Consider the following 11,028-nt stretch of genomic DNA (forward strand, 5'->3'; position numbering starts at 1 on the left):
CGTCTCAGCCGAGGACGACGGATCCGCCCTTCACATCTTGCGTTGTGCCGGTAGCGCGAAGCTTGTCGATTTTCCATTCGGTGGGAGAGACTTCGAACAGGTGGCCTTTAATCGTATGGAATGACCCCTTTGTGAAGGCCACCAGGTCCGGCGTCTTGAGCTCCATCTTGAGGATAACGGCTTCCGAGGCCAGATGTGTAAGCAGCAAACTCTTCGGGGTCCTGCTCACTTCGTAAGCTCGTTTCTCATTGATCATCAAGGTGCTATCGTTGAGCTTCGCCGTCACTTTCCCGTTCGCATCGAACAACGCAAAATTCACGAGTAATGCACCAGTGGCCGGTTTCAAGGCGATCTGAATCTGCGGGATCCCCTCGACTTCAATCGTGCCGTCGGTGTTGCGATACAGGTTCGAACCTACTTCCACGTCCATCTCTGGCCTCATTTCACTTCAATGTGAGTAAGAATCGGTTATGACTTTTTAATACGATCCAGAATCAAGGCGAGACATCCACCGAGCAGTCCTCCTCCCATGATGGTCGTTAGCAGCTCGACTAACTTCAGCTCCCAGACCGATCCCTGCGCCTGCATGACCTCCCTAATGCCGCCTTGCAGGAGAATCACGGCGAGCGCCATGGTCGAGCCGACCACAAACCACCAGAGAAACACTTTCAGGGTCGATACCATCTACACCTCAAAAATCCATTCGACGGTCAAGACTGCGATATTGAATCGCCTCGGCCAGATGCATAGGCTCAATCGTATCAGAACCCGCGAGATCGGCAATGGTCCTCGCCACACGCACGATGCGCCCATGGGCTCGAGCGGACAATCCGAGCTTCGTCAGTGCCTGCTCCAGAAGCTCCTGAGCCGGAGCCGCCAGGCCACAATACCGCTTCAGGAGCCGCGGCTTCAACTGGGCATTTGTGTGAATCCCATCCTGACGATACCGGTGGAGCTGCCGATCACGTGCCGCCAGGACGCGCGATCGAATCGTGGCGGAACTTTCGGGGATAGGGCCCTGCTCGTGCAGATCGCGCACGGAGACCGGGGGAACCTCGATATGCATGTCGATACGGTCTTGGAGAGGCCCCGATAATTTGGCTCGATAGCGGCGGATTTGCTGCGGGCTGCAGACACATTCCCGCGTGCGATCCCCATAATAACCGCAAGGACAGGGATTCATCGCCGCGATCAACATGAAGTGGGCTGGGTAGCGGAGCGAGCCACTGGCCCTGGTCAAGGTCACATGTCCGTCTTCAAGAGGTTGTCGTAATCCGTCTAAGACGGGACGTCGAAACTCGGGCGATTCGTCCAAAAACAACACACCATTATGGGCAAGCGATACTTCTCCAGGCCTAGGAACGGTCCCGCCTCCGATAAGTCCGGCATCGGAAATACTATGGTGTGGTGCGCGAAAGGGACGGACGGTCAGCAGCGGACGATCGGCCGTCAATTGTCCCGATATGCTATGGACGCGAGTCGTCTCGATCGCTTCCTCCTGCTCCATGAGGGGAAGAATCGTCGGGAGCCGTTTGGCCAACATGGTCTTGCCGGAACCGGGAGGCCCCACCATCAAGAGATTGTGGCCTCCAGCTGCAGCAATCTCCAGAGCACGCTTGGCGTGATCCTGCCCCTTTACATCGCCATAGTCGTCATCCTCCGCAGGACGCATGGCAAAGAACCGGTCCCGGTCTACCTGGGCCGGAGTCAGCGTAACCGTACCATTGAGAAATGCCACGGCCTCGGGGAGCGTGTGGAGTGGATAGGCCATGACGCCCTGGACCATCGCGGCCTCTTGGCTATTCTCCGCCGGCAAGAGCAAACGATGGTCAAACCGACAGGCGATGCCAATGGATAAGGCACCGGTAATGGCCTTGATCTGTCCATCCAGCGAGAGCTCACCGACACAGACGCAGCCTCGTACATGCTCAGCCGGAATAACCTCTTCCGCGACAAGAATCCCAATGGCAATCGCCAAGTCGAGCCCGGACCCTTCCTTCTTGATGCCGGCAGGAGCGAGATTGACGGTGATTTTCTTAGCAGGAAAATGAAAGCCCGTATTCTTGAGCGCGGAGCGAACCCGATCACGGCTCTCTCTGACCGTGGCATCTGGAAGACCAACGACCGAGAATTGTGGAAGCCCTCCGGCAATATCGACTTCCACATCGATCAGATGCGCATCGATCCCGACGAGCGCCGCACTCAGAACCTTAGCAAGCATGGATCACTCCGGTGCAAGACGGAAGGCTGATGGATTATAGAAACCCTCTCCCTCTGTTTCAATCGAAACAACAAGTGGCCACGGAATATGGTTCCATTTCGACTACTATGGTTACAGCAATGACGTCGACTTGGACTCCAGTAGGCTGCAATAAATATGTTCTCACGCGAGAACTTCGAGGGTCCGTTTGTGTAACACAATGAAGAGAACACTGTCGCAGGATGCTCAAAAAGTCCGTTCAGCAAGGCCGCAGCGAGTGAAGACCCTCAACGTACCCTCGGGGCGCACGGTGCGACGAATAAGAAGCACCACGCCTGTGCGCGCCGCCGAGTGGTGAGGCGGCCGGGTCCCCGTTGAGGGTCTGAACAATGCGAGAATGCTGCTGGCGGACTTTTTCAGCATCCTGCTAGTACCCCCTCCTCCCCTTCTGTATAATCCCTCCTATGTCAGTGCCCTCCCACTCCCTGTGGTCGTACCTATCGAAACGTACTTCACAGATCATATTGCCTGGTTCCCTCCCTATCTATGTGCTCCTTGGTGCCATCATCATGGGTGCTGGTAGTCCTGTCCAAGCCCAAATGCCTGGTCGAACAGGCACCGCCTCCGGACCAATTGGCGCCTCGATGGCCGTACTCGCGATCCTGCAAGATGCCGATGTCCTTCCACCTGAAGGCACTCCCGAGGCAAATCGAGTCATCAAGGCGGTCATTCAATTTCAATCGGTGTTCATGAAGAGCACCGATCCGAATGTGCAAGGGTTTCTGAATCAGGCGTTGGCGGCACAAGAGAAAGCCGCTACAGACGAAACCCTGTTACGATTCCGTTCGTCAGGCTGGACTTCAGAGGTACTGGAGGCGCTCAATGGAGCCTGGAGTGTCATGGCGAGCGATCAGCGTGAGCGGTTAACGCCAGGCTTTCGTCAATTCAACGTGAGCCTGGAGGATTTCGGTTGGTTGATGGAGCTCGTCGCAAAGGCACGTATCGCCTTCGAACAAGGGGGGCAGCATATTCACCAGGTCTTTGCGCAACGACGGCGGGAAATGCCGGGCGGCGCACAGTAACCGCAACAGGAGGACACCATGGCCACGAAAGCGTATATCCTAATCAAGGTCAAAGCAGGACGAACGAAAGATGTGCTCCAGGTACTCAAACGCCTTCCCGGCGTCGAGCAAGCCCATTCCTGCTTCGGACGGCCTGACATCATTGTATTCATCAGCGTCACGGATGAACGAGCCCTCTCGGATGTCGTGATCACAAAGATTCATCAAATCGAGGGAGTAGAAGAAACCGATACGCACATCGTCGCCGATGCCTAAAAGAAAAGAGCATATAGCGTATGGCGTATGGCCTATAGCAGGTCTATAGATTCAACACAGAGTTGTAGTTGTCTGAATCCTGGCTATAGGCCATTTGCTATTAGCTCCGCCCTCCCACGAGTTACGTTTCACGGGCGTCGAAGGTGACGGTGACGGTGGCCCCGTCTTGTTCTGCCGAACGGTAGCAGGCGTCGGCCACCTCGACGGCTCGCCAGCCATCATGCCCGGTGATAGGCGGAGGGGTCTTCGTCTCAATGGCATGGACGAAAGCCCGGAGCGTGGCAAGAATCGTCTGCTGCGGTTGGACCACCCATTCCTGAGGGCCGCGGTCACCGATGACCGCGGTCACTCGATGGTGACACCAATCGGCGGCAAGTTGCCCATGAGTTCCCACCCATTCCGTTCTCGCCACCCGCCCTACTGACACTCGTGCAATGTCCATGACGCATCGTAGACCGCTCGTCGTCTGAGCCTGCACGATCGCCATCGTCTCTGGTCCAATGGTCGGGAGCTGGTCCAATTCGCACCGGACATTGACCACTGTCTCGCCGGTGAGAAAGGGCACCAAATCCAACAGGTGAACCCCGAATTCCAAGAGCGCCCCGCGTTGACCTGGTATCAATGCCTGAACCTGAGCGCTGGCTTTCGTTTCAATCCGGCTGGTGAAGGTGGCGTACCGGAGCCGACCGAGCTCCGGCAAGTGATCTTTCAGCAACAGAATCGTTGAGTCGAAACGCATGGTCTGTGCGGTCATGAGCATTACACCTGCCTCTTCTGCTGCCCTCACCATCGCCCCAGCTTCATGACCTGTCGGCGCTAACGGCTTTTCGATAAGAATCGGCTTCCCCGCCTTCACAGCCTGGAGACAGATCTCAGATGAAAGCGACGGAGGGGTCACCACAACGATAGCTTCTACCCGTGGGTCGGCGATCAAATCGCGATAGTCCCCATAGATAGGAATGTCTTTCGTCGAGAGTGACGGTAGCCCCTCTCCGATTCGTTTTCGACCGAGCGCGACGAGGCTCGCTTCTGGCAGATCATGGAGCAGGTGATGGATGTACCGGCTGCCATGCCGACCGACACCAATCAGACCGATTTTCAGTGACATCGCCTCCCTCCAAACCCTATCGATGTGAAAACTGTAGTCCGCCGCACAAGCAGGGTCAACTACCACTCACCCCTTGCCGCAAGATTGACAACCCGACAACCTGGTCCCTATAGTACGCGCGCATCGCATGAATCCCGTCTCAAGATGACAACACTCAGATGGCCTTGACGGAAAAGAGATTGCCGCAATGATATCCACCATCGCCCCATTTACGTTAGATCAAATCGGTACCGGCACGGCACGCTTTCCAAGCGGCGTCGCCATTCCTACGCTGACAGATGCCGCCGTCGATCCCTATATCCAGACACGCGTCTCGAAACACGTCCATGTGGAATGCGTCCAGTTTTGGCCTCAGCCCAAAGGACTCTACCCCGGGCTTGTTCTCCTGCACGAAGAATGGGGTCTGACCGCACAAATCAAAGATCTCGGTGCCAGATTGGCGTGTGAAGGTTATGGCGTCATCATCCCAAACCTATATGGGCGGCTAGGCGGCATGGTGACGGCCAATGCAGAAGTGGCCGATGCCCTGATGGGCAAGCTGAATGAGACGCTCGTTCTCCAAGACATCAATTCCTGCTGTGAGTTTCTCAATACGCGCGACCACATCAAGCAAAATATCCATGGCGTCGTCGGCTATGGCATGGGCGGATCCTACGCGATCCGGTTTGCCTGTCAACGGAAACGGCTTCGAGCCGCAGTCTCCTATTACGGGCGAGTGCCGCAACTGGAAACAGAGATCAGCAGCTTGTATCCTCCCTTGCTCTATCACCAAGCCGGGCTGGATCAGTGGGCGCCGGCTTCGCATGTCGATCGGTTACGTGCCGCTGCGACGGAATATAAAAAGCGTGTCGAGATCCGGACCTACCCCAATGCCCCCCATGCGTTTTGCAACGAGCAACGTGTGGAGAGCTATCGTGCCGATGCGACGGCGGAAGCCTGGGAAGCAACCGCGGCCTTTCTCAAAACCTGCTTCCAGGGCCTTTAGCGAAATACCCCACAGTGCGATGTGAAGAGTCCAGGCTTGAGGCTGCGAGCAGAGGCAGGATACAGTAACGTCATGCGCCATTACATCCCGTTCATTCGACCAGCTCAATCTCATATCGGCTTCGTCTTTGCCATCCTGATTGTCTCTGTATTCGGGGCCTGCCTGAATGCCAAGGCAGACGAATTGCTTCCGACTGCCATACCGGGTTTCTCATCGATCATCCAGGCTCATTCCGATCAACTGGCTAAGCTGGAGTCCGACAAGGGAGCCATTACCCTCTTTGTGTCGGCAATCGGTCCCGCCATTCACATGATGGATGCCGCGCGGACATTGGGAGCCACCGCTTTGCCTGCCAAACTCTCGAAGGAACTTCTGGTGCCGGATTTGACGACGGCAGTCCAGCGGCTGATGGGCAGTCTAGCCGCCTGGCAGTTGGCAGCTACCATCCGGCAGGCTGTGACAGAACAGCAATTCACGACGATAACCGAACGACTATCCGGAACCACACCATCTCACGCATGGCTCGATCAACAAGGCAATGCCTCCTGGCATGAGGCCCTGAATCAACTCGCGGCTGTGGTAACCTCCCCGGAATGGGCCAAGGTGAATCAGGGAGAATCTGCATCGCCCCTGTTCATCACAGTCTTAGAACGAGCTACTCGTATGGAAGTGGACGCCATACAAGCCAGCTATCAGGAATGGGATCGGATACGGAATTGGAAGGATCGGGTGCGTGGGCTCCGTGGGCAGGCCCGCCTCTGCGGAACCTGGCAATGGATCATCCATAACCATCAGCAACACCATCAAGAGCAAAAACTGTCATTGCTCTTTCCTCCAACTGGAAATATGCAGGCGACGTTGCCGGGACTCGTAGAAACAATCGTGTTGGGCGAGAACGTCTATCTACGGTGGGAAATCGATGGTCGGGTCCAAGAAGACAGCCTGCAATTCAGCAAAGAAGGCAAGGGACTCGAAGGGACCTTTGTGAACTCCCAAGGAGGGTGGGGATCAATCAGCGGTAAGAGAACAGCCGGCTGTACGCCCTAATTTGCAGACCTCGTGATACAAGCATCCCGCCAGATTCTCCAACCAAAAAGAACCCAACCTGCCAAGAATGCCAACCCGCCGATCGGGGTCACAGCTCCCATCCATCGTATCCCTGCCAGAGCCACGACATACAGACTGCCTGAAAAAAGAAGAATCCCGAGGGTAAAGAGCCATCCTGTCTGCTCAAGTCGCTGTTCCGGGTAGCGATCAATTGCCCAAGACACTATACAAAGCCCAAAGGCATGATACATTTGATAGCGGGTGGCGGTATCGAATACTTGCAGGCTGTGTGCGTCCAGAATCTCTTTGAGTGCATGGGCGCCAAAGGCGCCTGCGGCTACAGCAGATCCGGCGAAGACCGTTCCCAGTACCAGAAAACGTTGAGAGAGCGACCGACTGATCATGGAATCCTCTGAGCAGATTTCTCAAAAGCTATTGTGGCAAGAGAGAGATCCGATAGCGGACTTGTCCCACATCCCGATAGCCGCATCGGCAGTGGATTCTAGCAGAAAGCACTGAGTCTCGATATGCCGCTCGAATGCCCCCGCTGTTTATTCACCAATTCTGACTCCACCTCCACTTGCGAATGTGGGTACGATCTGACTCCGCAGATCCGCAAAGTCACTGGTGCGACGACCGTCATATTCCGAAGGGTCGACCGTCGGATCGAAGATTCCGGCATGACCCAAGAAGGGTTTGCCCTCGGAATAGTTGCAGTATGGATGCTCCTGACGATCGGAGAATGGATCCGCATTCGTCCGGAATTAGGGATGCGGAAATCCCTCAATCTCATTCAGGACAGCACCCTCCTCAGCCTCACCGACTTAGCCGGTGCCCTGATTATCGGAGCACTCGGGTGGATCGTGGTGTGGATTATCCTGTCCTATGAGGGCCGTCGTCTTCGCCCCTGCCCGAAACGCACAACACTTGCGGTCACCATCGTGTCAGCCGGACTCTTATTTATGAGTCGATGGATTGCACCGGATGTGTTGGTGCAACATGTGATACAGATGGCGATTATCCTGGGCATCGCCGTCTTTGCCTACTTTGCAGGCTGTCGAGGCTGGCTGGGAAAATGGTAGCGACTGGTGCCGGAGGCCGGGATTGAACCGGCATGGTCCTTTTGGAACCGAGTATATTGTAAATAGACACGTTAGGCCGGGTGAGCCACAGAAACACAGGGATTTTGTCAGGCAGTTTTCGAGGGGATTAGTAAATAGCCGCTGAAAGATCCCTAAACCGCCATGCAAATTGATCTTTATCAAGTATGCTCCTACAATCCGCTATCTTAGGCGAGACTCAAGGAGGGCCAATATGACTGACGATGATTTTACTGACCTCATGAGTGGCAAAACAAACAACCCCTTGGCTGAATCTGAGATTCCTGAAATCCTTAAGCGGGCAATCAATGCTGGTCATCAGGTCTTGATCCAGGCCTCCTCTGGTAAAGGATCCCACACGCTGATCATTGACCAATCTGGGAATTTGCAATTGACGCCTCTTTCCTAGCATCTTGAGCACAACAGACCACCACAGGGCGTAACCTGCGGGAGTGTCTGTGGCGCTTCCTGTGACGCTATGCCGCGCCTCTGGTGTCTGTGAGGTGGCGCGGGTGCTCTATGCGTATACCGTGAAACAATTATCCCCAAAATTAAACGCCCCCCCTCTTCCCAACCTGATCGGGAGTGATGCGGAACGAACACAGCAAGCGACTCTATACAGACAAATACTCATGGGAGCTATCAAGCAAGACCCTTCTTCCTCTCCTCCTACTTCTTCCTACCCCCGTCATCGGTAACCGAAAAAGCCACATCTACCACCGTCCAGATTGCCCGAACTATAGCGAGGTTGCGCCACATAACAGAGTAGCGTTTAATAGCCCCCCTAGAGGCAGAAACGGCAGGATATCGAGAGCGGGTAACTGTCCTTAGTACTTTGTCGCCCTTATGAATGAAATCCAGGCATCAACAGAAGAACCGCAACCCCCGACTCCAGTGGCCGTCCTTCCGCCGCGAGAGCTGAGAGCGGACAAGCTTGAATGGGTTACCTATCTATCATCGTTTACGGTCATCGCTGCTGCTTTAGCATATTTGATCGGGTTTATTATTGTTAACTCATCTTTGTTCCAGTACGGAATGGTTCCGTATGACTTTCTCCAACCACGTTATATTTCTGCAGGCTTGCTTTATTTCGCTGCAACGACTGGTTTCACCGGCGCAATTTTCCTACTTATCCATCTAACCAAGAAAAAGCATTTACTTGGTGACGTAACCAATGCAGAAATAAGAAGTGCCTGGATAATCTTTTTTATTTTCGGCATGTCCGGTGCTTACCTCAACTGGCTACTACCAAAATCCAATACCATTGACGGGTGGCTTTCTGCTCTACGGTACCCGTCCTTTGTACTCGCGCTAGTGGTGGGCGCTTTTAACACCACCCTTCTTCCGCTTCCAGCGCGTTTTGGCAAGTTGTCGCTCTGGTGGAGAATCCACATGTGGGAAACGGGGCGGCTATCGCGGGTTGTATTACTGCTGATGCTTGTTAATGCTTCAGCAAGGTTGGGAGAGGCCTTTTTCTTCTTTCCTTTGTTTTTGATTGGAGTGTGGTTCTTCTTATCAGGTTTCCGCCCAGATCAGAAGGTCGAGTCGGTTACCTCCGAGAATACACATGGGCTATTTTGGGGGATTAGTAATATATGTCTCTCAATATATGCCTACGCCACACTTACCTATCCGCTCATCTCTCCTCATTTTGGTGGTGGAAAGCCGCTGCTGATATCAATAGCCATCAAGCCAGACAACAGAAAGGCAATCGGCAGGGTAATGGGTCGGGAGGACTGGAAATGCGTCATGCATAACATTTCTTTGATTCATGAAAATTCGGAACTACTTTATGTATTGCCAAACGGCTACTTAGCTGATGAGACCGCAATTGCCATACCGAAAAGCGAGATCATCACTTTGGCCTACCAACGCAAAACCAAGAATGAGAATGCAACTTGTTTGGAGTAATTCCTGAAAGAGTTTCCGGACAGAGCACGGCAACCCAGACTATGTGGGCGTTTCGCTGTGCTGACATGGACTTATTGTAAGTCTCGGAAAGACCTAGACGACCGATGCTGCCTGAGATAGTGGTTTCATCGCTACGATTGGTTTGGCATTCAGCACCTTCACAGCATTGAGAAAATTTGTCGGACACAGGTGGGCAGATCTCAAGGTTACCGTAATGGTCTTATGCCCCATCCACTCCTGAACCACCCTAAGATTTGCTCCTCGCTGTACCAGCCTTGAGCAGCACGTATGCCTCAGCGCATACGGCACGAACTGCCGATCTTCTTCCACGCCCATCAGCTCACGTATCTGATTCCTGACATGCTCAAACCAGAAATTACTAAAACCTGGAAAGAGAGGTCCTGTGTGATGCTTCAGCCTTTGTCCTTCAATAATTGCCTTCACTCGTTCGGTCATAGGCACAGATCTGGGCCGACCGTTCTTCGACTGCCAGATGCGCAGAAGACCTTGCACTGTGTCACAGTCCCGCCCTTCCAGTCTCCACAATTCCCCGCCACGCTGCCGGTATCGACCAAAACAAGAGGGCCTCTAGATGGTCGCTTACCCCACTGGTCGAGGAGGTGTAGTGCCTGGAGTTCCTCTCTTTCATTCAAGAACCGTATCCTTCCCTCCCCTTCACGCTTCCGCTGAATTGTGGGGCGGGTCTGGAGTTTTCCCCGTTCCACCGCAAGGGACAGCATCCGAGACACGGCGGCGAGCTTGCGGTTAATCGTCGCGTTACTGTTGTCGATGATAGCCAGGTGTCCAGCGTAGTCATCAGGCGGTCGTTGTGGTTTTGTCGAGGGCTTGCCTAAGCGTCCAGGTATGGGGAGCCTCAGGTTGCACACTGCGGAGAAGGAAAACGCGGAGGTCTGCTTGCTTCTGCTCAGCCTCTGCTTAGTGCAGACAGGTGGCTGTTTGGCGCACACCCCGCACGGTCACATCCACAAAGTAGCGTGTTTCTCGTTGTCTAATTCCCACTGCGTCCCCTTCCCTCCACATGTTGCGGCGCAACTTCCCGCAACATTGTGTTTGCCTGCAACAGTTGCAGCGCAAAGAAAACAGCGTATCCAAGCGGCTTCCGCTGCATACGTTGCAGGAATAGTCTGTGAACTATCGAGGGGTTATGGCTGGGAAAATGGTAGCGACTGGTGCCGGAGGCCGGGATTGAACCGGCATGGTCCTTTTGGAACCGAGGGATTTTAAGTCCCTTGCGTCTGCCAATTTCGCCACTCCGGCAGCAAAAGCCGCAGTGGCCGGACTCTAGCATCGGGGTCCAGGTCGGTCAAGGCCAGTGTTGC

Annotated in this window: 13 protein-coding genes and 1 tRNA gene; 7 read left to right on the forward strand and 7 right to left on the reverse strand. The window is 54.4% G+C overall.

The genetic code is table 11. The features are described from left to right. Positions 1–4 precede the first annotated feature (4 nt). Genes Q7U76_12110 through Q7U76_12120 form a run of 3 tightly spaced genes read right to left on the reverse strand, consistent with a single transcriptional unit; the run spans position 5 to position 2,221 of the window. On the reverse strand, positions 5–430 hold the full coding sequence (locus tag Q7U76_12110) for a hypothetical protein (protein ID MDO8357126.1): 426 nt from the start codon (positions 428–430) through the stop codon (positions 5–7). A gap of 38 nt (positions 431–468) precedes the next feature. Then, positions 469–684 (reverse strand): hypothetical protein, encoded by a 216-nt coding sequence (locus Q7U76_12115; protein MDO8357127.1) that lies wholly within the window; start codon positions 682–684, stop codon positions 469–471. 7 nt (positions 685–691) lie between these two features. Beyond that, positions 692–2,221: a YifB family Mg chelatase-like AAA ATPase gene (locus Q7U76_12120; GenBank protein ID MDO8357128.1), complete on the reverse strand. Its 1,530-nt coding sequence runs from the start codon at positions 2,219–2,221 to the stop codon at positions 692–694. 578 nt (positions 2,222–2,799) lie between these two features. Here Q7U76_12120 and Q7U76_12125 point away from each other — a divergent pair. Then, positions 2,800–3,282 (forward strand): hypothetical protein, encoded by a 483-nt coding sequence (locus Q7U76_12125; protein ID MDO8357129.1) that lies wholly within the window; start codon positions 2,800–2,802, stop codon positions 3,280–3,282. Positions 3,283–3,300: 18 nt separating this feature from the next. Continuing rightward, on the forward strand, positions 3,301–3,537 hold the full coding sequence (locus Q7U76_12130) for an Lrp/AsnC ligand binding domain-containing protein (protein ID MDO8357130.1): 237 nt from the start codon (positions 3,301–3,303) through the stop codon (positions 3,535–3,537). A 121-nt stretch (positions 3,538–3,658) separates the two neighbouring features. Here the strand turns inward: Q7U76_12130 and Q7U76_12135 are convergent, their stop codons facing one another. Beyond that, positions 3,659–4,645, reverse strand: coding sequence for a Gfo/Idh/MocA family oxidoreductase (locus Q7U76_12135; GenBank protein MDO8357131.1), 987 nt, complete (start codon positions 4,643–4,645; stop codon positions 3,659–3,661). Positions 4,646–4,832: 187 nt separating this feature from the next. On the opposite strand from Q7U76_12135, the gene Q7U76_12140 reads away from it, so the two are divergent. After that, positions 4,833–5,630, forward strand: a complete 798-nt coding sequence (locus Q7U76_12140; GenBank protein ID MDO8357132.1) for a dienelactone hydrolase family protein — start codon at positions 4,833–4,835, stop codon at positions 5,628–5,630. A 72-nt stretch (positions 5,631–5,702) separates the two neighbouring features. Next, positions 5,703–6,677: a hypothetical protein gene (locus tag Q7U76_12145; GenBank protein ID MDO8357133.1), complete on the forward strand. Its 975-nt coding sequence runs from the start codon at positions 5,703–5,705 to the stop codon at positions 6,675–6,677. On the opposite strand, the gene Q7U76_12150 is transcribed toward Q7U76_12145, so the two are convergent. Continuing rightward, entirely contained in the window at positions 6,674–7,081 is a 408-nt protein-coding gene (locus Q7U76_12150; GenBank protein ID MDO8357134.1) for a DUF423 domain-containing protein, read from the reverse strand. The two genes, Q7U76_12145 and Q7U76_12150, sit on opposite strands and share 4 nt — an antisense overlap. A 123-nt stretch (positions 7,082–7,204) precedes the next feature. Between Q7U76_12150 and Q7U76_12155 the strand changes: the two genes are divergently transcribed. The 3 genes from Q7U76_12155 to Q7U76_12165 all read left to right on the forward strand — a co-directional run bounded on the left by Q7U76_12155 (position 7,205) and on the right by Q7U76_12165 (position 9,688). After that, positions 7,205–7,759 carry a hypothetical protein gene (locus Q7U76_12155; GenBank protein ID MDO8357135.1) on the forward strand — a complete coding sequence of 185 codons (555 nt, stop codon included), beginning with the start codon at positions 7,205–7,207 and terminating at the stop codon, positions 7,757–7,759. 232 nt (positions 7,760–7,991) lie between these two features. Continuing rightward, the gene (locus Q7U76_12160) at positions 7,992–8,186 is read left to right on the forward strand and encodes a hypothetical protein (GenBank protein MDO8357136.1); all 195 of its coding nucleotides are present in this window, start codon (positions 7,992–7,994) and stop codon (positions 8,184–8,186) included. 437 nt (positions 8,187–8,623) lie between these two features. After that, positions 8,624–9,688, forward strand: a complete 1,065-nt coding sequence (locus Q7U76_12165; GenBank protein ID MDO8357137.1) for a hypothetical protein — start codon at positions 8,624–8,626, stop codon at positions 9,686–9,688. Between the two features lie 93 nt (positions 9,689–9,781). Here Q7U76_12165 and Q7U76_12170 read toward each other — a convergent pair whose 3' ends face one another. Then, positions 9,782–10,234, reverse strand: coding sequence for a site-specific integrase (locus tag Q7U76_12170; GenBank protein ID MDO8357138.1), 453 nt, complete (start codon positions 10,232–10,234; stop codon positions 9,782–9,784). Positions 10,235–10,876: 642 nt separating this feature from the next. Beyond that, a tRNA-Leu gene (locus tag Q7U76_12175) sits at positions 10,877–10,966 on the reverse strand. Positions 10,967–11,028: the final 62 nt, after the last annotated feature.

The organism is Nitrospirota bacterium (assembly GCA_030645475.1).
Lineage (GTDB): Bacteria > Nitrospirota > Nitrospiria > Nitrospirales > Nitrospiraceae > Palsa-1315.

Excerpts from the sequence above, each read along its gene's own strand:
- Q7U76_12115 (MDO8357127.1), bottom strand. The coding sequence starts at position 684 with ATGGTATCGACCCTGAAAGTGTTTCTCTGGTGGTTTGTGGTCGGCTCG.
- Q7U76_12135 (MDO8357131.1), bottom strand. The coding sequence starts at position 4,645 with ATGTCACTGAAAATCGGTCTGATTGGTGTCGGTCGGCATGGCAGCCGG.
- Q7U76_12150 (MDO8357134.1), bottom strand. The coding sequence starts at position 7,081 with ATGATCAGTCGGTCGCTCTCTCAACGTTTTCTGGTACTGGGAACGGTC.
- Q7U76_12155 (MDO8357135.1), top strand. The coding sequence starts at position 7,205 with ATGCCGCTCGAATGCCCCCGCTGTTTATTCACCAATTCTGACTCCACC.
- Q7U76_12145 (MDO8357133.1), top strand. The coding sequence starts at position 5,703 with ATGCGCCATTACATCCCGTTCATTCGACCAGCTCAATCTCATATCGGC.
- Q7U76_12130 (MDO8357130.1), top strand. The coding sequence starts at position 3,301 with ATGGCCACGAAAGCGTATATCCTAATCAAGGTCAAAGCAGGACGAACG.
- Q7U76_12120 (MDO8357128.1), bottom strand. The coding sequence starts at position 2,221 with ATGCTTGCTAAGGTTCTGAGTGCGGCGCTCGTCGGGATCGATGCGCAT.
- Q7U76_12110 (MDO8357126.1), bottom strand. The coding sequence starts at position 430 with ATGGACGTGGAAGTAGGTTCGAACCTGTATCGCAACACCGACGGCACG.
- Q7U76_12160 (MDO8357136.1), top strand. The coding sequence starts at position 7,992 with ATGACTGACGATGATTTTACTGACCTCATGAGTGGCAAAACAAACAAC.
- Q7U76_12165 (MDO8357137.1), top strand. The coding sequence starts at position 8,624 with ATGAATGAAATCCAGGCATCAACAGAAGAACCGCAACCCCCGACTCCA.
- Q7U76_12125 (MDO8357129.1), top strand. The coding sequence starts at position 2,800 with ATGCCTGGTCGAACAGGCACCGCCTCCGGACCAATTGGCGCCTCGATG.
- Q7U76_12140 (MDO8357132.1), top strand. The coding sequence starts at position 4,833 with ATGATATCCACCATCGCCCCATTTACGTTAGATCAAATCGGTACCGGC.